The 22,597-nt window shown below is 43.5% G+C and carries 21 protein-coding genes; 15 read left to right on the plus strand and 6 right to left on the minus strand.

Going from position 1 to position 22,597, the window contains the following annotated elements:
• Positions 1-48 precede the first annotated feature (48 nt).
• Complete coding sequence (locus tag WD077_05010; protein ID MEX0966573.1) at positions 49-894, minus strand: hypothetical protein; 846 nt, start codon at positions 892-894, stop codon at positions 49-51.
• A gap of 136 nt (positions 895-1,030) precedes the next feature.
• Here WD077_05010 and WD077_05015 point away from each other — a divergent pair, with 136 nt between their 5' ends.
• From WD077_05015 to WD077_05025, 3 genes are all read left to right on the plus strand, one after another.
• Complete coding sequence (locus WD077_05015) at positions 1,031-2,098, plus strand: RluA family pseudouridine synthase (protein MEX0966574.1); 1,068 nt, start codon at positions 1,031-1,033, stop codon at positions 2,096-2,098.
• A gap of 53 nt (positions 2,099-2,151) precedes the next feature.
• A complete protein-coding gene (locus WD077_05020) occupies positions 2,152-3,984 on the plus strand; it encodes a sodium:solute symporter family protein (GenBank protein MEX0966575.1) in 1,833 nt (610 codons plus the stop codon).
• A gap of 393 nt (positions 3,985-4,377) precedes the next feature.
• Positions 4,378-5,838: a TlpA disulfide reductase family protein gene (locus WD077_05025; protein ID MEX0966576.1), complete on the plus strand. Its 1,461-nt coding sequence runs from the start codon at positions 4,378-4,380 to the stop codon at positions 5,836-5,838.
• A 47-nt stretch (positions 5,839-5,885) separates the two neighbouring features.
• Here WD077_05025 and WD077_05030 read toward each other — a convergent pair whose 3' ends face one another.
• The 4 genes from WD077_05030 to rpsF form a co-directional block, all read right to left on the minus strand.
• Complete coding sequence (locus WD077_05030) at positions 5,886-8,939, minus strand: DUF2723 domain-containing protein (GenBank protein MEX0966577.1); 3,054 nt, start codon at positions 8,937-8,939, stop codon at positions 5,886-5,888.
• Positions 8,940-9,133: 194 nt separating this feature from the next.
• On the minus strand, positions 9,134-9,586 hold the full coding sequence (gene rplI, locus WD077_05035; protein ID MEX0966578.1) for a 50S ribosomal protein L9: 453 nt from the start codon (positions 9,584-9,586) through the stop codon (positions 9,134-9,136).
• A 9-nt stretch (positions 9,587-9,595) separates the two neighbouring features.
• On the minus strand, positions 9,596-9,868 hold the full coding sequence (rpsR, locus tag WD077_05040; GenBank protein ID MEX0966579.1) for a 30S ribosomal protein S18: 273 nt from the start codon (positions 9,866-9,868) through the stop codon (positions 9,596-9,598).
• A 14-nt stretch (positions 9,869-9,882) separates the two neighbouring features.
• Complete coding sequence (gene rpsF, locus WD077_05045) at positions 9,883-10,266, minus strand: 30S ribosomal protein S6 (protein ID MEX0966580.1); 384 nt, start codon at positions 10,264-10,266, stop codon at positions 9,883-9,885.
• 273 nt (positions 10,267-10,539) lie between these two features.
• Here rpsF and WD077_05050 point away from each other — a divergent pair, with 273 nt between their 5' ends.
• From WD077_05050 to WD077_05105, 12 genes are all read left to right on the plus strand, one after another.
• Positions 10,540-12,321 (plus strand): DNA polymerase III subunit gamma/tau, encoded by a 1,782-nt coding sequence (locus WD077_05050; GenBank protein ID MEX0966581.1) that lies wholly within the window; start codon positions 10,540-10,542, stop codon positions 12,319-12,321.
• A 117-nt stretch (positions 12,322-12,438) separates the two neighbouring features.
• The gene (icd, locus tag WD077_05055; protein ID MEX0966582.1) at positions 12,439-13,704 is read left to right on the plus strand and encodes an NADP-dependent isocitrate dehydrogenase; all 1,266 of its coding nucleotides are present in this window, start codon (positions 12,439-12,441) and stop codon (positions 13,702-13,704) included.
• Between the two features lie 313 nt (positions 13,705-14,017).
• Complete coding sequence (locus WD077_05060; protein MEX0966583.1) at positions 14,018-14,686, plus strand: hypothetical protein; 669 nt, start codon at positions 14,018-14,020, stop codon at positions 14,684-14,686.
• Positions 14,687-14,778: 92 nt separating this feature from the next.
• Entirely contained in the window at positions 14,779-15,501 is a 723-nt protein-coding gene (locus tag WD077_05065) for a hypothetical protein (GenBank protein MEX0966584.1), read from the plus strand.
• A gap of 42 nt (positions 15,502-15,543) precedes the next feature.
• On the plus strand, positions 15,544-16,269 hold the full coding sequence (locus tag WD077_05070) for a hypothetical protein (protein MEX0966585.1): 726 nt from the start codon (positions 15,544-15,546) through the stop codon (positions 16,267-16,269).
• 177 nt (positions 16,270-16,446) lie between these two features.
• On the plus strand, positions 16,447-16,590 hold the full coding sequence (locus tag WD077_05075; protein MEX0966586.1) for a hypothetical protein: 144 nt from the start codon (positions 16,447-16,449) through the stop codon (positions 16,588-16,590).
• A gap of 357 nt (positions 16,591-16,947) precedes the next feature.
• Entirely contained in the window at positions 16,948-17,658 is a 711-nt protein-coding gene (locus tag WD077_05080; GenBank protein ID MEX0966587.1) for a hypothetical protein, read from the plus strand.
• 63 nt (positions 17,659-17,721) lie between these two features.
• On the plus strand, positions 17,722-18,432 hold the full coding sequence (locus WD077_05085) for a hypothetical protein (GenBank protein MEX0966588.1): 711 nt from the start codon (positions 17,722-17,724) through the stop codon (positions 18,430-18,432).
• Positions 18,433-18,489: 57 nt separating this feature from the next.
• Complete coding sequence (locus WD077_05090; GenBank protein ID MEX0966589.1) at positions 18,490-19,203, plus strand: hypothetical protein; 714 nt, start codon at positions 18,490-18,492, stop codon at positions 19,201-19,203.
• Between the two features lie 60 nt (positions 19,204-19,263).
• On the plus strand, positions 19,264-19,644 hold the full coding sequence (locus WD077_05095) for a hypothetical protein (protein ID MEX0966590.1): 381 nt from the start codon (positions 19,264-19,266) through the stop codon (positions 19,642-19,644).
• Positions 19,645-19,855: 211 nt separating this feature from the next.
• Positions 19,856-21,187 (plus strand): DUF2254 domain-containing protein, encoded by a 1,332-nt coding sequence (locus tag WD077_05100; GenBank protein MEX0966591.1) that lies wholly within the window; start codon positions 19,856-19,858, stop codon positions 21,185-21,187.
• A 115-nt stretch (positions 21,188-21,302) separates the two neighbouring features.
• Positions 21,303-21,668 carry a DUF2200 domain-containing protein gene (locus WD077_05105; protein ID MEX0966592.1) on the plus strand — a complete coding sequence of 122 codons (366 nt, stop codon included), beginning with the start codon at positions 21,303-21,305 and terminating at the stop codon, positions 21,666-21,668.
• Between the two features lie 350 nt (positions 21,669-22,018).
• Here WD077_05105 and WD077_05110 read toward each other — a convergent pair whose 3' ends face one another.
• On the minus strand, positions 22,019-22,471 hold the full coding sequence (locus WD077_05110) for a hypothetical protein (GenBank protein ID MEX0966593.1): 453 nt from the start codon (positions 22,469-22,471) through the stop codon (positions 22,019-22,021).
• Positions 22,472-22,597 lie beyond the last annotated feature (126 nt).

Raw genomic sequence — 22,597 nt, forward strand, 5'->3', positions numbered from 1 at the left:
CATTGCTGGCTGAAAGAGGCTTCCCCCGTCCTTTGTATTACAAATAATTTATTCTGACAGCGTAAATGTACGGGTTGTTGAATTAAAAGGACCCGGTATAACATTTCCGTCCTCATCAATCAGTTCAATCTTCACCGTGTTCTCTCCCATCGGCAAGCCTTCCATGGCGTAAGGCACCCAACGTGAAAGAATGAATTCGTTTCCATTGATCGTGGCTTTTACCTTGTTGCCATTCTGACCAAGTTCTACATTATGAAGATAAAAATCCAGCAACACCTTATCGGTTTGCTTTTTTCCTTTGTACTCGCCTTTCGGACGGCTGTAAAAAAGATGTGGATCATCCATGTTAAAATCAGGGCCACTTTTGCCATCGCCCACAGTAACTTGCCGCAACACCATCGCATTCTTATTTTTCAGGCTCATGTGGTATGACCGCGAAAGGAATGCAAGGACTACGTGCTTACCGGCTTCCATTTCCTTCTGAAATTGCGGACTATAATGAGCGGAATAAGGTCCGTTATTAATGATGAGGTGGATGTGTTGTCCATCGGGCGAATTGGCCAGACCCATCTGATCTGCATCAGGAGTTTGCTCCCCCAAGTTGTAGTCTGAAACCTCAAACGTATAATTGATTTTTCCGGGTTCCAGTGCCGCTCCGTCTGCAGGCTCGTTCAGTTTCAGGCTCGCATTTTCAAATTGCTTTGCCCCCTTTACGATGGAAAGCGTAATCCCGCCTTGTTCCATAGAATTGCCACGGAAGACATTATCCATTCCAGGGCTGTCCACCGCCATTGTCTCACCTCTTTCATCTTCATCCTTCACCTTTTCTGGCGAATCGCAAGAGGCAAAAAAGATCAGGTTCAGCATCATCATCAGATAAATAGTCGTCTTCATAATTGAAATTTATTGGTTGTTGAAATTCAGTACGGTTTATAATCAGTGAGTGTACAATATGTTCAGTGCAAAAGTAAACACAGCGGGGTGTTGTAATTTTTACTTCTTTTGAACAATGCTATGCAAATAAATTCTAATGGAAGAAGAAATCAAGGATCAGGAACCGGGCGGGGAGAATGATGAATTATATGAGCATTATCGTATAAAGGTAGATCGCGGCCAACAGCCCCTGCGGATTGACCGGTACCTGACGCAGCGTATCCAGAACGTGAGCCGCAATCGCCTGCAGAATGCAGCAAAAGCAGATTGCATCCTGGTGAATGGCGAGGCGGTGAAATCTAATTATAAAGTGAAGCCTCTTGATGAAGTTTCGATCGTATTGCCGGAGCCGCCTCGGGATAAAGAAGTTTACCCGGAAAATATTCCGCTGGATATTATTTATGAAGATGAACATCTCCTCGTTTTGAATAAAGCTGCCGGAATGGTGGTGCATCCGGGTTTTAATAATTATACCGGTACGCTGGTCAATGCCCTGGTTTATCATTTCGATAATCTTCCCACCCATGCAAATGGCGAAATCCGTCCCGGCCTGGTTCACCGGATAGACAAGGACACTACGGGCGTAATGGTGGTGGCGAAGGAAGAATATGCCATGAGTTTTCTGGCCCGCCAGTTTTTCGACCACAGCATAGAACGCGCCTATACTGCGCTGGTGTGGGGCGATGTTGCAGAAGATAGCGGCACCATTCGCGGAAACCTGGGCCGGAGCAAGCATGACAGGCGAATGAGCCAGGTTTATCAGGAAGAGGAAATTGGCAAACCTGCCGTTACGCACTACAAAGTGCTGGAGCGATTCACCTGGGTAACGCTGGTAGAATGCCGCCTGGAAACAGGCCGTACACACCAGATTCGTGCACACATGCGCTACCTCGGCCATCCCCTTTTTGCTGATGAACTTTATGGAGGAATGCGCCTCCTGGCCGGTACGCCCACTTCCAGGTACAAGCAGTTCATTGAAAATTGCTTCAAGCTGTTGCCACGGCAGGCGCTGCACGCCCGGTCGCTTGGATTTATCCATCCGCACTCCAAAAAGCATCTGCACTTTGAGCAAGCGCTGCCACAGGATATGCAGGCCGTGATAGAAAAATGGCGTACCTACATTAATGCAAAATTTGGAGATGCCAGGCAAACAGAAGACAACTGAACAATCATGCATAATTCATAACTCATAACTCATAATTCATCATTCAATTAACTATGGTGCTCGAAACGCTGGACTGGCTGCTGATCGGACTTTTTGTAGCCATCACTCTTTTTGTCGGACTTAAATTCGCTGGACGGGCGGGCCAAAGCCTTGGGGAATTTTTCCTGAGCGGGCGCAAACTCACCTGGTATGTCGCAGGCTTCAGCATGGTAGCCACCACTTTCGCAGCCGATACTCCGCTCTACGTAACCGAGGAAGTAGGGCAAAACGGCATTTCAGGAAATTGGCTCTGGTGGAACATGCTCATTGGCGGAATGCTTACTACTTTTTTCTTTGCCCGCTTGTGGCGCAGGGCCGGAATCCTGACGGATCTGGAATTTATAGAATTGCGGTATGGCGGCAAACCGGCCGCTTTCCTCCGTGGGTTCAAATCAGTTTATTTGGGACTGCTGATGAATGCCGTGATCATTGCCTGGGTAAATGTGGCGCTGGCCAGCATTCTCCATGTTTTTTTCAATATTCCTGAAGAAGAAACGATATGGTACGTGGGCGGGGCGATGGTATTTGTAGCCGCATATTCCTCTCTTGCCGGGTTGTGGGGCATTGCCATCAACGATTTCATTCAGTTTGCCATTGCCATTACCGGTTGCATTGTGTTGGCCATCCTGGTTGTTAATTCCGAACAGATCGGGGGAATTGCAGGATTGCAGGCCAAGCTTCCCGAATCTACGCTCAACTTTCTTCCCACCCTCGGAGGGGGTGATGGCGGTATGCAAAATCTTTCCATTGGTATTGCAGGATTTATCGCCTTTGTGGGGGTGCAGTGGTGGGCAAGCTGGTATCCCGGTTCTGAGCCCGGTGGAGGCGGCTACGTGGCGCAACGGATGATGAGCGCCAAAGACGAGAGAAGCTCTCAGATGGCCACTCTTTTCTTCCAGATTGCGCATTATTGTATACGCTCCTGGCCCTGGATTTTGGTCGGCCTGTGCGTCATTGTTCTCTATCCTGAACTGGAGGATGAAAACCGCAGGCTCGGCTATGTATATGCCATGAGAGATTTCCTGCCGGCCGGGCTCAAAGGGCTTCTCCTCGTTACTTTCCTGGCGGCATACATGAGCACCATTTCTACACAGCTTAACTGGGGTACTTCCTACCTTATCAATGACCTCTATAAAAGATTTCTCAAACCATCCATAAATTTTGCTTCTGAAAAACAAGGCGATGCCCATTATGTCGCGGCCAGCCGTATCGGAACGCTGCTGTTGATGGTATTTGCTTTCTACATCACCACGCAAGTTACTACAATAAAGAGTGCCTGGGAATTCATCATCCAGGGAAGTGCGGGCATGGGACTGGTGCTGATCCTGCGCTGGTATTGGTGGCGCATCAACGCCTGGAGCGAAATTGTAGCGACTGTTACACCTCTCCTCGCTTACGGCTTGTTAAAGCTGTGGGAATACTTTGTCTGGCAAAACTGGAAATTGGCTCACGGAAAAGACGAAATGGCAACAGCGGCTTTCGAAAGTGAATATTGGTATTTTACCTTCCCCTACAGTTTTTTTATCACGGTTGCTGTGGCAACTGTAGCCTGGATCATCGCCACTTATATGACGAAACCGGAAAAACCGGAATTGCTGCGAAGTTTCTATGACAGGGTGCAGCCGGGAGGAAACTGGGGTCCGGTAGCCACCACTGAGGAAGCGAAAACCGGTGGCATCGGGTATCAATTGCTATCCTGGCTCAGCGGAATTGCCATGACGTATGCACTCCTTTTTCTGGTGGGGAATGTGATTTTCCAGCGGTGGGAAGCCGCCCTGATTACTGCGGCAATTGCCATTGCAGGATTCATTGGCCTGCGAATCGGACTGGGTAAGAGCCGGAATTAAATCAGACTTAAATGCTGGCGATTTCGGTCTTTCCCAATAATCGCCTTTGAATCTTATTCCAGAAGCATGAAAATTTCTAATTCCAGGCACCTGTTTTAATACTGAAGAGCGCCCCTGTTACGTTCGCGGAATTTGCGAAAAATGTATCGTGCCGCCAACAGAAGTCCGGCACTATATACAAAAGAGACCAAAAGGGAGCAGAGTATAATAAGGATCATAGTAGTGTGTTTTTATCTCGATTTCAAAGCGCTAAATTAAATTAAGCCGAAGCACGGGTAAATCCAAAAAGCGCCATATCCTTACATATGATGTGATTTCAGGTTGAATGTCCGGCAAAATTATATTTGAAAGAATTTTTCCGGCTTAAGATTATTAACCAAACTCCATATTAATATGAAAATTTACACGCTCATTTTTAGCATACTATTCTTGTCCTTTAACGCTGCGGCCGTTGAACCCAATGTCTGGTTTTCCGGCAAAATAAAAAAGTACGCAGGAGATTCCCTGTACCTTAAAGGCCAGAATACCTATGAAAGCCTAATCACCGAACATCAGGAAATAATGGCCGTAAAAGCCGGAAAGGATGGTTCCTTTCAATTTGCCTTTCACACCGATTGGATAACTGAGCTGCATCTCTACTCAGAGAAGGGAATTATCCTCTTTGATATTTATTTGGGTCCTGGAGATTCGCTGTTTCTGGAGGTTAGAAAAGGATTGTTCAAAACAAAGCAAAGCTATCGTGGCAATGCCGCGCAGATGAATGCTTCCAGAACTCAATTTGTAGATCGGTTCTTTCGAACTGCAAAGGCGATGATTTACTATCAGAGTTACAGCGAAATGAGCCTCGATAACTTCAATCATTTTATAGATGAAAGAAGGCAGGACCAGCTTCAGTTTTGGGATAGCCTGAATGAATCCGGAATTGTATCTGCGGTGCATTCCGATTTTATGAAGCAGGATATAAATCAGAGATGGGCTATTGATAAACTGCAGTATCTCTGGAGGCACCCAATGTCCAAAGGATCGGGCACATCAATTTTTCCGGAACCGGGCTACTATGCTTTTTTAGATGAGGCAGGGCTTTACGCAGATTCTTCTGTCTATCTCGGTTCCTATTATTCGCTGCTGAATGCTTTCAGCACCAATTTATTGTCGCGTGGCGCAAACGAGGTAAAAGAGGATGAAGAAAAACATAAAAAGATCTTTGAAAATCAGTTTATATATAAGGCTAAAGAAGGAGAGAAATTACTGGCTGGCCCAAACCGGGATGCATTTTATGCACATCAGGTAGAAATGCTCACGCAGGCCGAATGGATTGCTGATAGCGAGGAATTGGATTTATTGCTTGCCATGTATTATCAGAAAGAAACGAGTCCGGCCTTTTCAAATGTGATTGAAGCAATAGCCGGTAATTTCCGGGCAGGACTGGCCGAAGAGATCACACCTTCCTTTGTAGTAAAAAATTTAAAAGGTGCGCCAATTTCCATTTCAGATTTCCGTGGAAGTGTGGTATATCTGGACTTCTGGGCTACAAACTGCGCTCCCTGCATCAAGGCTATCCCGGAGAGCAACCTGCTGCAGGAGCAGTTGAAAGATGAAGATGTTGTATTCCTCATCATTGCATTTGATACAGACAGTAAGCTCTGGGAAAAAATGGTAAAGGACAAAGCATTTTCCGGCACGCATGGGATTACACCTAATCAGGCTACCCGTGAATATCTCTATAAGACATTTAACTTTCGCGGTTATCCCCGATACGCCATAATTGGCAAGGATGGTAAACTCAAAACTATGAATGCGCCCGGCCCAGGGAAAGAGGCATTAAATAAAATAAAGGAGGAATTAACGAGGTAAATCCCTCCTTTATCATCATTTAATGATTTGTCTTAAAAATCCTTTCGCTAAGGTAATGACGGTGTGGTGCCGGAATAGCGGTCGAGGTCGGCCTGCATTCTTTCTGCAAATGCAGTTTGCCCGGCATCCTGTGCCATACGAACCAGGGAGCGCAATCCGTAAAGATTCCGCTGAATATCTTCCTGAGCCTCCTGCCTTTTTCCCGGATCGAGCGCCATGAGGTAATTCAGCTCATCTGTGTAGATAAAGTGCAGCCGTTCTGCCACTTCCTGGCCTTTCTCCTCTGCATCGGCAGTATAGTAAAGTTCTACGATGGGGATCATAAATACATCATAAGGTACATTGCGTTCCGGCAGCACTTCCAGAGAACGGTCAAGCACTTCAATCGCCCTTTCATTTTTATTCTCCACAATAAGGGCTCTGGCAAGGCGCGCGAAAACGTTCCTGAGGTTTACGCATTGGCGCTCCAATACATTATCAACATAGAGCTCTTCTTCGTCAAGCCGGCCCCATTGAAACTTATTCATTACGTTGTCATACATCAGGTCCGTATTTATGCGGCCAGTTTGCTGATCGTAATTCTGTTCATTTTTAATGGGTACGAGCCGGTAAGTCAATCCTTCCAGTTGGAAATAGTCAGTCATATTAATATACGCATCTGAACCGGTAGTAATGGCAAAATATATCGGCCTTTCCCAGTCATTGGTCGCTATAAGGTCGAGCACCACCAAGTCATTTTTCATCAGGGTATTCTTGCCCAGATCCCATTGCATAGAACTTACGATCTTATCCGCGAGTTCAGCAGGCACGGTGCCATTGTCAATTACCTTCTGCTTGTTTACCGGAACACTTACCTTTTTAGTAGGGAAGTAGTAAATGGATTTTCCCGAAGCCACAGGAACCATCGTTTTCGGATTGTCATCAGCAATAAATTCGATCATTTGTTTCAGATCAACGTAGCGATCTTTTGCAATGCCGAGCTGCGGGTTTTCGTAATGAATCACATAATCACGGGTACCCTGCCGCAACTGATCAGGCGTAAATGAAAGTTTCAAACCTTTGGATTCGTTGAAATCCTGCCGCATCTGATGCACATACCAGCTTGTGTTGAGCAGGCTCAGGTTAATCACACGCACGTCCGTTCTGATTCCCAATACTTCCTGATCGAACCATACCGGGTATGTATCATTATCTCCGTTGGTAAATAATACGGCATCCTGCGCACAGCTTTGCAGGTAATTGTTGGCATAATCCCTTGAGGTAAAGCGGCCGGAACGATCATGGTCATCCCAGGTTTGGCTCACCATCTGGATGGGAACAAGGATGCCCAAAACTGATGCAATGAGAGCGGCTGGCGCCCATCCCGTTCGTTTGCGAAGCAGATCAGCTATGAACAATACGCCCAGGCCAATCCATATTGCAAATACATAGAAAGAGCCTACGAAAGCATAATCCCGCTCCCGTGGCTGCAATGGTGGCATATTCAGGTAGACCCCGATGGCAATCCCCGTCATCACAAAAAAGATCAGTACTACTGCAAAACTGTGTTTGTCCCGGCTGTAATGATAAGCCATGCCCAGAAGACCCAGGATAAAAGGTAAAAAGAAATACAAATTCCGTCCTTTATCGGTCTTCATATTATAGGGCAAGTCCTTTTGCGGTCCTACCCTTCCTTTATCCATGAATTCAATACCGCTGATCCAGTTTCCATTGTTAAACTCACCATGTCCCTGGATGTCATTTTGCCGGCCAATAAAATTCCAGGCGAAATACCTCCAGTACATGTGGCCCATTTGATATGTAAAGAAGAAGTGAAGATTCTCCTTGATAAAATTCGGTTTTCGATCCCCCTGAATTTGCGACCAATTCTTATAGAAGTTAGCATGATGCTGCTGAGGACTCCACATTCGCGGAAATACAGTCATGTCTGCCTCATTGTATTGTGGAATGACCTTATTATCAGGAACCACTACGTATTCGTCATCTCCTTTGAAATACTCATCTTCATAATCGTATTCCCTGACCCCTGCATTGTACCAGGGCCCCCTTACAAGCGGCAATTCTCCGTACTGCTCCCGTTTCAAGTATGAAATAAAGCTGAACACATCCTCCGGGTCTCCCATATCAATGGGAGGATTGGCTGCGGAACGAATTACTACCATAACATTGCTGGTATAGCCAATCATTACTACGGTAAGTGCAATGAGCGCATTATGCAGGGCCACCATCTCCTTCTTGCGGGTGTAATAAAGGCCATAAGCCAGTGCTCCCGTCAGTATCACGAAAAAGAAAACCGCCCCTGACCAAAATGGCAGTCCCATCGAATTCACAAATACGAGTTCCACTTTTGAGGCTATCGTTGGGATTAATTGTATGACCCCAATTTGAATCACGCCAAGTGCCACCAGGCCAAAGAGGCCGGTAATGATGATGCCTTTGACGGAAGGCTTATAAAGCCGGAAGTAATAAATATATGCCAGGGCGGGAATAACCAGGAGTCCTAAAAGGTGGACGCCAATGGCCAGTCCCACTAAATAAGCTATAAATATGAGCCAGCGCACTGAGTGTTTTTCATAAGCCCGTCTTTCCCATTTCAGCATAAGCCAGAAAACGATGGCAGTGAAGAAAGATGAAAGGGCATAAACCTCTCCTTCTACGGCTGAAAACCAGAACGAATCACTCCAGGTATAAGCCAGGCCGCCTACTATACCGGCACCCATTATGGCGATTAAAGTCCCTTGGCTGAGTTGAATTTTATCCTTTGCGAGCAGTCTCCATGCAATGGCGGTAATGGTCCAGAAAAGGAAGAGGATGGAGAATGCACTTGCCAGGGCAGATGAGGCATTTACCATCACCGGTACCAGGCTCTTATCCCCCATGATGTCTGCCACCAAAGTAAACATCCGGTTCAGCATCAGGAAAAAGGGTGCTCCGGGAGAGTGTACTACCTGCAGCTTGTAAGAGGCCGAAATGAACTCTCCTGTGTCCCACAAGCTGGTTGTAGGTTCGATGGTAGCAAGATAAGTAAAAGCTGCTATGGCAAATACGACCCAGCCCGTTACATTATTGATGAGGTTAAAGCGTTTAACCGAAATTTCCATAGGTTTTAAAATTAAGGGCCGAAATTATAAAATAAAATTACGGTACAGGGATTTGATTTTAAAGATTGACTATGAGGCGAAGTGTTCAACGGTTTCAGGATTGTACCTGTTATAGTAAATCAAATTTGCAGGTGGCAAAAAAAAGGTGTCTGAACTTGTATTCAAACACCTTTTTTCTCTCATTGCGGATAAAATCAAATTTCCTTCTCCGCTACAACGTTTAATTCTACTGTGGCTTCTATGTCGCGGTGTACCTGTACTTTAGCATGATAAGTTCCCAGGTTCTTTATTTCTTCCACCACTGAGATTTTCTTCCTGTCCACTTCAAATCCCTGGAGCTTGAGTGCGTGAGATACCTGAAGTGTAGTGATGGATCCGAAAATCTTCCCACTGGTGCCTGTTTTTGCCGGAATGGTGATCTTGGCTTCATTCAGCTTCGCAGCTACTTCCTGAGCCTCAGTCACCACCTTTTCGCGTTTGTGGGTAGCCTGGCGCTGATTTTCTTCCACCATTTTCTTGTTGGCCTTATTAGCCGTAATGGCCTTACCTCCGGGAATCAGGAAATTTCGTGCATAACCTGCCTTCACCGTTACCACATCTCCTTCATATCCGAGCTGCGGTATTTCTTCCAATAATATGATTTCCATTCTTCCTGTTTATTTTAAAGAGTCGGCAACGAAAGGAAGCAAAGCCAGATGCCGCGCACGCTTCACTGAAGTAGCCAGTTTTCGCTGATATTTCAGTGATGTTCCGGTAATGCGTCTGGGGATGAGCTTGCCCTGTTCATTAAGGTATTTCAAAAGAAAATCAGGATCTTTATAATCAATGTACTTGATGTTGTTCCTTCTGAACCAGCAGTACTTTTTCCGCTGTGGCCTCTCCTGAGGAAGGATATTGATAAAAGGATTTTTATAATTACTTGCAGCCATGATTCATTTTCTGATTATACGTTCTCTTCTTCCTTTTCTTTTTCTGAGAAAGCTTTCGGTTTTTTACCTACTTCACCTTTCCTCCGCCTGTCAGCATAAACCTGAGCATATTTATCCAGTTTCACGGTGAGGAAACGCAGGATCCGCTCATCACGTTTGTATTCCACTTCAAGCTTGGCTATCAGTTCAGGATTTGCTTCAAACTCCAGCAAATGATAAAAGCCTGTGGATTTTTTTTTGATTGGATAAGCTAATTTTCTCAGTCCCCAGTTTTCTTCGTTCACGATCTTGGATTCGTGACTATTGAGGAGATCTTTGAATTTATCCACTACCTCTTTTGTCTGATCCTCAGTGAGGAGTGGAGTGGTGATAAAAATTGACTCGTAACGATTGGACATTTTCAGGATGTACCTTTAAAAAATTGAGGTGCAAAGATAGCAGAATTCATTATATCCAAAAATTGTCGTGATTCTTTAATATCCATCTTTTAATGGAAGTGAACACAGAACGCGGAACACTGAACACAGAACAAAGACCAATACATTAAATACACGGGAATTTGGGGAACCGGTCCGGGCAAACGGCCTGGAATTTTCTAAATTGCGCCCCCGGCCGGAAGGTCATTTCAGGCTTGAACGCGCCATTTTCCCAATTTTCAGAAGCCAATTACTATGGAACAATACACCGTTTCTGCACGAAAATATCGTCCCCGCAAGTTTTCGGATGTAGTGGGGCAGCAACAGGTTACTTCCACGCTCAGGAATGCGATCATGAAGGATCACCTCGGCCATTCATTCCTATTTTGCGGACCGCGCGGAGTAGGCAAAACCACGTGTGCCCGCATTCTCGCCAAAACCATTAACTGCACCAACCGCACAGCAGAAAGCGAGGCATGTAACGAATGTGACTCCTGCAAGGCTTTCAATAATCAGCAGTCATTTAATATATATGAATTGGATGCTGCCAGCAACAACTCCGTGGAAGACATGCGCAACCTTGTACAACAGGTGAGATATGCCCCCCAGAGCGGTAAGTACAAAACATATATTATAGATGAGGTTCACATGCTCTCTCAGGCAGCCTTCAATGCTTTTTTGAAAACTCTTGAAGAGCCGCCTTCCTATGCCATTTTTATTATGGCCACAACAGAGAAGCATAAAATTCTTCCTACCATCCTCTCCCGTTGCCAGATCTTCGATTTTCAGCGTATTCGAATAAAGGATATTACGGAGCAGTTGCAGCAGATTTGCCGGGAAGAAGGACTGGAAGCAGCAGAGGAGGCTTTGCATATCATAGCTCAGAAAGCTGATGGTGCGATGCGCGATGCACTTTCGATCTTCGACCGCATTACCAGCTTTACCGGAGAGCAGATCACATATCAGGATGTAATCCAAAATTTGAATATCCTGGATTATGAATATTATTTTAAGCTAACCGATCAGATGCTGGAACGTGATGTGGCCGAAACGCTGCTCACGCTGCATGAGATCCATGACCGGGGTTTCGATCTTCACAACCTGCTGTTGGGGCTGAGCGAGCATTTCCGCAACCTTTTGGTGTGTAAGCATCCGGCTACCGTAAAGCTGCTTGAGTTACCGGAATCTGCACAGGAGCGCTACCGCCAGCAGGCAGAAAAACTCCCGCTTTCGCTGATCCTAACAGCGATGAATATTCTCAACCAGTTTGAACAGGGATTTAAAGCCAGCAAAAACCAACGGCTGCATGTAGAACTTGCATTGATCAAGCTCTGTCATATTCCTGATGCACTCCAACTTGCCGGTGCTTTGCAAAATGGCGATCCAAAAAAAAAAGCTAAGCCGGTAGAGAAAACGCCTGAAAAGGAGAGCGAAAAGGCGGAAAATGTACCTTCGGACGACAGCAGCCTTGAACCTGAACCGGCTGCGCAGGCGGCCACCTCTCCTGCCGCCAAAAAGGAAAAGGAGACAAAACCTAAAATGCCTGATTCCGGAGGTGGCGCCTTTGGCTCTCTGCACGATGTAAAGCGACAGGTGAAAGCGAAGAAGCAGCAGGAGCTTGAAGAGGCAAGTGAAAACAACTCTACAGCCGAAGAACCGGAAGCGATCATCCCACTGGATCCGGAGGCAGCAACTAAGGCCTGGAAGGATTTTGTAGCGGCCAATAAGGACCGCAACAGCTTCTATTCTTTCCTGGCGGAGCAGGAGCCTGAAATAAAGGAGAACGAAATCTGGATCAGCTTGCCCAGTTCCCATCTCATCAGCATCCTGGAGATGGAGCGGACTGAAATGGCTGAGCACCTGAAGAAAGAACTGAAGAATAATTCGCTCGTTATCCGGCACAAAAAGGTGCAATCAACTGGGATGGATACCTCCAAATATTTGGTAAATGACCGCGAGATATTTAAAAGAATGGCAGAACTGAATCCTGTCCTGAAAAAACTAAAGAGCGAGTTTGACCTGGATGTGGGATACTGAACAAATACAACTGTGAATATATTGGAGATACTCCATGTTGGCAGGCAGCCAGGAATTTTTAGTTTTGCCGCCCGATTTTTCAAACAATGAACTGATAGAATTTAAAATAAAAAGAGCATGAAAGGAGAAAGAATTACCAAAGACAAGGACTGTCTTAATGTTCCTGATTTTCCCGTCATCCCTTTTATCGAAGGAGATGGTACAGGCCCGGACATTTGGAAAGCCGCGAAAAACGTGATTGATGCGGCTGTAAAAGCTGCATACGGGGAGAATCGCCAAATACAGTGGAAGGAAGTATATGCAGGTGAAAAATCTTTCAAAAAGAATGGAAGCTGGCTGCCGGACGAAACACTGGATACGTTCAAAGAATACCTTGTGGGAATAAAAGGACCGCTCACCACGCCAGTGGGTGGCGGCATTCGCTCCCTGAATGTGGCACTTCGCCAGGAACTTGACCTCTACGTTTGTCTTCGCCCTGTGCGCTGGTTCGAAGGTGTGCCCACACCGGTAAAACAGCCCGATCAGGTAAACATGACCATTTTCCGCGAAAACACTGAAGATATTTATGCCGGCATTGAGTTCATGACAGGTACGGAGGATAACAGGAAACTGAAGAAATTTCTCAAGGAGGAACTGGGTATTAATAAGATTCGTTTTCCTGAAACTTCTTCCCTGGGCATAAAACCCGTTTCAAAAGAAGGCTCCGAGCGCCTGATAAGAGCAGCCATCGAATTTGCCCTTGAAAATAATTTGCCGTCAGTGACTTTGGTACACAAAGGCAACATCATGAAATTTACCGAAGGCGCATTTAAAACCTGGGGCTACGAGCTGGCCGAGCGCGAATATGGAAAAGAAGTATTTACCTGGCAGCAATATGATAAGCTGAAAGATGAGCAAGGAACAGATGCCGCAAACGCTGCTCAGAAAAAGGCGGAAGATGAGGGCAAGCTGATCGTGAAGGATTCCATTGCCGATGCGTTTCTGCAACAGATCCTGCTGCGCCCTGCTGAGTATTCAGTAATTGCCACCATGAACCTGAACGGTGACTATATCTCTGATGCGCTCGCTGCGATGGTAGGCGGAATTGGGATTGCGCCCGGAGCCAACATTAACTACAACACCGGCCATGCGATTTTTGAAGCCACGCACGGCACTGCTCCCAAATATGCTGATCAGGACAAAGTAAACCCCGGCTCGGTAATCCTCTCCGGAGCCATGATGCTGGAATATATGGGCTGGAACGAAGCCGCTGATCTGGTTTACAAAGGAGTGGGAAATGCCATTGCAAGCAAGCGCGTTACCTACGACTTTGAACGGCTGATGGATGGTGCGACACTTTTGAAAACTTCAGAATTTGGCGATGAGGTAATCAAGGGGATGTAATCTTTTAAGTTTTAAATTTAATTAATAAAAAAACCCGGGCCTGTTGGTACCGGGTTTTTTTATGGTGTATATTTATTTTAAATTTTAAAAAGAAGAGAGATAAAATAATTGAAACGTAATTTAATAAATAGCAATTAATCAATTCAGATGGGTTGGGTGTTCATCATTCTTTTCATCAAATATTCATAGTGCTTGCCTTAACAACCCACTGCCCCACGCAAGGGGGGATTCGCGATGTGGATGCAACGCTTACCACTTTATCGGTATCATATTATTCATTAACTTTCCATCCTCAAACATCAAAAATAACCTCATGAAAACCCTACTTTTCTTTTGCACAATGTTCATTCTGCTCCTCTCCTCCTGCGGTTTGTTTGAGGACGATGAAGGCCCTTTCAATCCGCTGTCTGAAGAGTTCAAATCTTATGTCTACTTCCCGGCAGGCAGCTATTGGATATACAAGGAATTGGGGAGTGGCAGGCTGGACAGTTCATACATAATTAATAGCCAGATACGCGTTAAGCATAATCCAAAAAAAGGAGGAGGACCTGAGCGCTATGAGTCCATGGGTATGCAAATAGTGCGGGAAATTATGCCAGGAAGAAGAGATACCATTATCGGGTTGGGAGCACCTTCCCCATTGAGCTTTGACAACTCTTACTACAATGGTATCGTAAGAAATAGTTATGAAGAGATAATTTACAAATATGGTGTAGGCGGCCATCCTTATTTTGCAACCCCTGTAGACACCGGAAATGATAATGACTTTTTCAGGCTTGATATTTTTACGGTGCAGGAATCAATGGAAATTCAGGGTGTTCATTATCATGATGTGGTTACAACCCTGCACGGTGATCCCAATGATTTAGAGGGAAATAACCCAATAAAATCAGAAATTTATGCAAAAGATGTAGGCGTTATCCGCAGGGAATATTATGACGGAAGGGTGTACGAGCTTTTGCGACATCATATTGCTGAATAAAAATCCTACAAAAATGTTTGATTCTTCTTTTTGTTAATTATTGTATTATAGCTTGCAATTGCAAACAGCATTTTAACCCAAAACCCTGAGTAATGAAATACCTGCTTTTCTTCTTTTTTACTGCTGCCATCATGGCCTCCTCGTGCCGCAAAGAACCTGTAGACTGCTGCGATGATGACTCCTGCCCCCATATATTCGACTGTCTTGACGACAGCTATTTCACCGATACCATCTTTAAGCCGCAGCAGTTCTTAGATTATTGGTACTTTGAAAAAGGCAGTTGGTGGGTATACCAGCGAATGGATACTAATGCCACAGTATATGATACCGTTCGGGTGATCGCCACGGTAAGGAATATTTACTGTGATTTTAACCAAGGACCCGTTTGCGCTGAAAGTGCCTTGATGAATATGCGCCATAGTAATTCCTTTTTCTTTAGAAAGGATTCGGCAAGCCTTTCCCAAATACTTGGAAGCTCCACAAATTTTAATTTGAGTGACGAATCTGTTCATTCCAATGGATATATTCATAATGGTTTTCTCATGGGCGTGGGTTCATTCTTTCAATGGCCAATAAGGATTGGAGATGAATATTTCCATGGAAATATAGTCTTAGATTCTAATGTTGTGATCACTCCTTATGGTACATTAAGTAACACGGTTCATATTCAAATTAATTATTCAACTTCGGCAGGTGGGGAAATTTGGATTACGCGAAATATTGGTTTCACAAGGATGAAATTTTATCCGCCCCAATCGGAGAATGACCTACCCGAAAGTGAATGGGCATTGGTGGATTATCATGTTGTGCAATGATGAATACCAACTTTCAGATAATAACGAATTAAAACCCTCATTATGAAATTATGTCAAGTATTCTTTCTCACTGTTTGTACAATACTACTGATAGCCTCATCCTGCCGGAAGGAGCCTGTAGACTGCTGCGATGACAACTCCTGCCCGTCAATTTATGATTGCATTGATGACAGCTATTTTACAGATACCGTCTTTAAGCCACAGGAATTCCTGGATTACTGGTACTTTGAGAAAGGCAGTTGGTGGGTATACCAGCGAATGGATACCAATGCCACGGTATATGACACCGTGCGGGTGATAGCCACGGTACGAACTATTTATTGTGATGCCCGTAAATATGGCCCTACCTGCTTTGAAAGTACCCTGGTGAATATGCGCCATAGCAATTCTTTTTTTTATAAGAAGGATTCTGCGAGTTTAACGCAAATTTTAGATTCATCGCCTAACCTTAATTTGGGGGAAGAGAAGGTTTACTCATCCGGCTATGTTCATAATGGTTTGGGTTATGGAGTAATTATGCAATGGCCTATCCGTATAGGACAAGAGTTCATTGACGGAAATAAGGTTTTAGATTCTAATGCCGTAACCACGCCTTACGGAACATTAACCAATACAGTTCATATCAAAATCAATCGAGGCATCACAAAGAAAGAGGTTTGGGTCACAAAGAATATTGGATTTACCAAGTTAAAATTGCATTCTCCTGAATCTCACCATGATCTTCCACAGGGAGAGTGGGCATTGGTGGATTATCACATTGTGCGATGATGAATACCAACTTTCAGATAAAAACGAATTAAAACCCTCATTATGAAATTATGTCAAGTATTCTTTCTCACAGTTTGTACAATACTACTGCTAGCCTCATCCTGCGTTAGCGCGCGTTTAGCGAAGCGTAACGCGTGCGGTGTCGGTTGCACCCCTAAAGTTCCTTAACTTCACGCCATGTCAGAAAAATACAAATTTGACGATCCGGAAGGAATTTACTTTGTCACAACCTCGGTAGTTTTTTGGATTGACCTCTTCACGCGGAAGGAGCTAAAGCACATCATTTTAAATTCACTTCAATATTGCCAGGGCGAAAAGTGACTGGTAATAAATGCCTGGTGTTTGATGCCAAGCCATTTGCACATGATTATTTGCACATCCGACCAACCCTTGTCTGAGATTATGAGAGATTTCAAAAAGCATACTTCGAGGGAGATTGTATCAACGCTACATGAATTCAATGAGAGTAGGAAGGAGTGGCTGTTGAACGCCTTTAGGAAAGCGGGAAAGAACATGAAAAGGGTAAAGAACCATAAGGTTTGGCAAGATGGCAACCACCCCGAACTTTTGACAGTAGAATTGATACAGTAGGTTGAGGGCAAGAGGCACGCGTTACGCTATCGCTAAACGCGCGCCAACGGGTGAGTATGAATTCTATACTGCCAAAAACAAAAGCAGATGAAGGCATTTAAATATTTAATTATAGCGACTACAAAGCCAGTTTTTCTTATTCTTTTTTGTGCATTGCTACTCTCGCATTGCGGAAAAAAGAACGATTGCGAAAAAGTAACTGAAGCTCCGGCAGAATTTCTTGCCCCGTTTTGGTTTCCAGAAGGCAGCTATTGGGTGTATGAACGAACTGATACCAATGCCCTGGTCATTGACACCATGACCATCGGATTCAGGAAAATGAGTTATGAAACGCTTGCTGACCATGAGGCTTTTAATCCTTGCTACATGGATTATTTGATACGGTACGACCATAGCAATGACCTTTTTAACGTGCCTGGACTTGACTGGGGTAATGAAGTATTCACGAGCCATCATAGTTCAAGTCGCTGGACATGGAAACATAGTGGTGATGGCCGGAGTGGAGGAATGGGGTTTATTTTCAGGTGGCCTCATATATTAAGAGACACGATTATGTTTTCTTCCAGCAGCAGACACACCATCTACATTCAACTGACGGATACAAGTGTGGTAGTTGAAGCAGGGAGTTTCTCCCAAAGCTACCTGATTAATAAGCACTTTAAAGATTATTCCAGCGCTGATTCGGTTAATATTGCTACTGCACTGAAACAAATAATTGTGAAAGATCAGGTTGGCATACTGGCTTTTGAGTATGTGGATGGAATGCGCTGGGAACTCGCAGATTATAATCTAAAATAAATTAATAACTAATTTAATTAATTATGGCTACTTCATTACACAACTCCTTATCAAAATAAGCAGATGAGTACATTTAAGACATTGATTGTAGCGACTACAAAGCCAATTTTTCTTATTCTATTTTGTGCATTGCTGCTCGCGCATTGCGGAAAAAAGAACGATTACGAAAAAGTAACCGAAGCTCCGGCAGAATTTCTTGCCCCATTTTGGTTTGCCGAAGGCAGCTATTGGGTGTATAAACGAACTGATACCAATGCCCTGGTCATTGACACCATGACCATCGGGTTCAGGAAAATGGACGCGAAAAACTCTGTGTACCAAGATACCTATAATCCCTGTGAGATCGATTATCTGATAGGGTACGATCACAGCAATAGCATCTTATTCCTACCTGGCACTGAGCGAGGTGGAGAATTTTTTATAGGCCATCATCATTCAGGGAATTGGACGTGGAAACACAATGGAGATGGCCGGAGTGGAGGAATGGGTTTTATTTTCAGGTGGCCTCATTCATTAGGAGACACAATTAAGTATTCTTCCACCAGCAGACACACCATCTACATTCAATTGACGGATACAAGTGTGGTAGTTGAAGCAGGGAGTTTTCCTCAAAGTTACCTGATTAATAAGCACTTTAAAGATTATTCCAGCGCTGACTCGGTTTACATTGCTACTGCACTGAGACAAATAATTGTGAAAGATCAGGTTGGCATACTTGCTTTTGAGTATGTGGACGGAATGCGCTGGGAACTCATAGATTATAGTTTAAAGTAGGTTTTAAAAATAAGTCATTGTTACTTCACTACACAGCTCCTTACCAAAACAAAGCAGATGAGAATATTCAAACCATTGATCATAGCGACTACAAAGCCAATTTTTCTTGTTCTATTTTGTGCATTGCTGCTCGCGCATTGCGGAAAAAAGAACGATTGCGAAAAAGTAACCGAAGCTCCGGCAGAATTTCTTGCCCCGTTTTGGTTTGCAGAAGGCAGCTATTGGGTGTATGAACGAACTGATACCAATGCCCTGGTCATTGACACCATGACCATCGGGTCCAGGAAAATGAGCTACGAAACCTTTGCTGACCATGAGGCATTTAACCCCTGCTATATGGACTATCTGATTTCGTATGTCCATAGTAATGATCTCTTCAACCTGCCGGGAACTGACCGGGGGTTTGAGGTCTTCACGAGCATCCATTTGGCAGGTCAGTGGACCTGGCAGCATGATGCCGAATCTTCACGTGGATATATTGGGTTTTTATATAAATGGCCCTATTCCTCAGGGGATACTATTATGCTGAGCAAAGCAGGAAATAGTTCTTGGTGGGTGGATATTACGGATACCAATAATGTTTCTTTGAAAGCGGGAGACTTTAATCATGCTGATGTTATTTCGGTACATTTAAATAATTATTCAAGAGCCGATTCGATCAATATCGGGGGGGGCTACAGGCAGTTGATCATTAAAAAGAATGTTGGCATCCTTACCATTGAATATGTAGACGGAATGCGCTGGGAACTCGCAGAATATAGTCTAAAATAAATTTTCTAATACCTTAGCACGCGTTACGCTATCGCTAAACGCGCGCCAACGGGGATCGTAGTGTTTGACAAGGATGGTGTTCCAATTATCAGTAATAGAGGCGAAGGATGCCAAATTACAGCGAGAAATAAGCTAAAAGATCTGGGCATAGTAGAATTTCAAATACCTGACGGAACAAATCCGGGAGTTTCAAGTCTTGATTCTTTATTTGCGCGGGTCTCTAATATAAATAAATCCGCATTGCACAATGAAATCGGGTATGATTATACTGTAGTCTACACGTGGGCAAAATATTTACCTGAACATTCAATTGAAATGATGGAGGCCGTAAACGAAGGATTAAGAGAAAACAAAGCAAACGTTTTATTGATTTCTCTCAATCTTGATTTCATAGATACATGGACAAATGGGAAAGTTGGGGATAAAATAGAATTAGATTGAATGCTAAACAAATTCCAATATCGCTATTGTTCATAGCTCGTCAGGTACGATTAAATAACCTGAAATTTAAATCAAATAACGATTCACTAAGTTGTCTGAGGTTACATAGAACTTATAGAGGGTAAATAGGTTTAAGTATATTTGTTCCGGTTCAGTAAAGTTTGCTGAAACATCTTAGAATCATATTAAGCACAAACCCATGATTTAGAAAATGAAAAAACTATTGTTTAAATGGAGTGAATTAAAAGCAACTTTTTGGTTTATTCCTGTTATCATAATCATCCTTGCAATTTTGCTGTCAGTTGTGCTGGTGTATATAGATGGCCTCCTCAATTTTTCACAAGAAGGTTTAGGTCGTTTCTTTTTTGTAAGCAGTTCGGATTCCGCCCGTAGTATTTTAACTACGATTTCCGGTGCAATGATGGGTGTGGCAGGAACTGTTTTTTCTATCACGCTGGTAGCCCTGACGCTTGCTTCTTCGCAATTTGGCCCGCGGCTCATCAAAAACTTCATGTATGTCCGGCTGAATCAGGTAGTGTTAGGTTCATACATTTCTACCTACCTTTATTGCCTGCTCGTTTTAAATGCAATAAAAGAAGGAGACAATTATAATTTCATTCCTTCCATATCCATCCTTGTGGCAATAATAGCCGCCATAACAAATATTATATTATTAATAGTATTTATTCACCAAATTGCCGTCAGCATTCAAGCGGATAAAGTTGTAGCTGAAATTTCAGAGTTTATCTCTAAACAAGTAAAAACGTTGTTTCCTGAAAAGATGGAGGATGAAAAAGAAAATAACGAAAGCATTGATCCCTCTGCTATTATCTCAGGTTATCAAAACAGGATTGCTATAAAATCACCTAAAAGTGGCTACTTTCAGTATGTAGATATCGATGCTCTGTTAGAAATCATAACTAAGCATGACGCACTGATTCAGTTGCATTACCGGCCTGGAGCGCACCTGGTGGAAGATATGGAAATAGGATTTCTCGTCACTAATGGCAATTGGACCGAAAATGAGTTGGTAAAAATTACCGATCAATTTGTAATCGGGCGAACCAAGACCTCCCAGCAAGACCTTGAATTCTCAATCCACCAAATGGTCGAAATAGCCGTGCGAGCCCTATCTCCCGGAGTTAATGATCCATACACGGCCATTGCATGTATTGATAATCTTACTGCTACCATGTCCTATTTAGTACAAGCTAAATTTCCTTCTAAATATCGTTTTGATGAAAATGACAATCTCAGGATAATTGCTGACACCTTGGATTTTGAGGGTGCTTTGGACGCGGCTTTTAATCAAATTAGGCAGTTTTCCGGAGGAAGTCCTGCTGTAATTATAAGGTTGATGGAAGCCATGATTACCATTCATGGCTTTACAAGAAAAGAAAATTATAATAAAGCAGTAATCAGGCATGCCGAAATGATTTTAAGAGCAGGGAAGGAAACAATAAAAGAAAAGAATGACATTGATGATTTGAGGACAAGAGCGGAAAGTATATTAATAAATGAAGGACCATTGGATACAACGTGATTTAAGCATCATGCAGACTGAATCGCCAAAATTGATCAGTTGCTCTCTATACGGGCAAGCAATGGCAGATTAAAAGTTTTTAATAACTTGCGGTATAAACTTTAAAACATTAGGTATGAAAACAACACCGGCACACGATGAGCGTATGGCAAAAATGACATTTGCATCGGTATATCCGCACTATATCACAAAAGTTCAGAGAAAAGGCAGAACGAAAGAAGAGTTGCATCAGGTGATAGAGTGGCTTACCGGTTTTGATGAAAATAAACTGCAGGAACTCATTAATGAAAAAGCCACATTTGAAACATTCTTTCAGAAAGCAAATTTAAACCCCAATGCCCACCTTATTAAAGGCGTAATTTGTGGCTATCGTGTTGAAGAAATCGAAAATCCGTTAACTCAACAAGTAAGGTATTTGGACAAGGTGGTTGACGAATTAGCGAAAGGTAAAAAGATGGAAAAGATATTACGATCTGCGTAAAATGATAGTTAGAAGCACTGCTATCCGCAGCGCATATAGATTATGATGGGGGATGGGTATTTAAGCAACGCTATACCAGGAAACATAAATTCTAATCAATGAGTGAAAAACATTAATGATTTTGTCGTAAAATCAAATTATCACTCTATAAACCAACACAGCCCAGGGTTTAAAGCGTGGGCTGTGAATTGGAATCACTACACATGAAATCGCTTCAACGGTTTTATTGGATTGAAGCCAGAAGTAATACAATCATTGTTCAGACGACTGATAGAACCCTAAAGCATTCCATAAATTGAAATACGAGTTGAAACCCCGCCCTGTAAAAGGACAGGATTTACATTCCAGTTTTAATGACTAAACTCGAATTTCCGTATAGTCCCGTTATCCTGTGGTTCTTCGGCAATAAGTTTCTCTGAGTCAATACTCACCATATTCCAGGTAAATCCAGAGCTCTGTGTCATAAAGTTTACTCTGAATTTCCCTGCTGCATCAAATTCCCATGTGCCACTAACTGATGGAAATCCGGGATAGGTAAAGGAATAGGTTTTGTCCCGGTTTATAGTATAATAAGCCGAGATCAGTGGATGATCAGGATCTTCAACTCCGTCATCATAAACCTTTTGAATCACCCAGGTCTGGTCTGCAAAAAGCATCAAAGTGTCCGGGCCGTTCGTTGTAGTATCCGGATCGTTAACAGTAGGATCCTTGACGGGAACCGGAGTTTCTTCCTTGGAGCAGGCGGCAAAAGCCATCGCAATGATGACACTAACAGTCAAAATAGCAGTTGTAATCTTTTTCATAATTTTTAATTTTTGTGTTTGTTATATTGAGGAGACATTTATACTGACAAAGCCGTTGCATCACCCCCTTCTTAAAAAGTCTTAATAAAAACTAACTAAAGTAAATTATAATTCAAATCTTTTGAA

The sequence above is a fragment of the Bacteroidia bacterium genome, assembly GCA_040880525.1.
Classification (GTDB): domain Bacteria; phylum Bacteroidota; class Bacteroidia; order CAILMK01; family JBBDIG01; genus JBBDIG01.